This window comes from Acinetobacter sp. S54 (assembly GCF_016624945.1).
Classification (GTDB): Bacteria; Pseudomonadota; Gammaproteobacteria; order Pseudomonadales; family Moraxellaceae; genus Acinetobacter.
This window is the reverse complement of sequence record NZ_JACVUI010000042.1, coordinates 1-207: the sequence shown is the minus strand read 5'-3', so window position 1 is coordinate 207 and position 207 is coordinate 1. Positions and strand designations below refer to the sequence as shown.

Here is a 207-nt window from a genome sequence, read left to right as displayed (position 1 = left end):
TGGTGGGCGCTGACGGGATCGAACCGCCGACATTCTGCTTGTAAGGCAGACGCTCTACCAACTGAGCTAAGCGCCCTGAACGCAAGAGAAAAATATTTAATTTTTCTAGAGGAATTTCGTTTCAGAGAATTAAGGATTTACATATTTTGTATAAAATGGCGCAGCGGACGGGGCTCGAACCCGCGACCCCCGGCGTGACAGGCCGGT

At 50.7% G+C, this 207-nt stretch carries 1 tRNA gene; it reads right to left on the bottom strand.

Features of this window, described 5'->3' with window-relative positions:
• A tRNA-Val gene (locus IAE20_RS16725) sits at positions 1 to 76 on the bottom strand.
• Between the last annotated feature and the right edge of the window lie 131 nt (positions 77 to 207).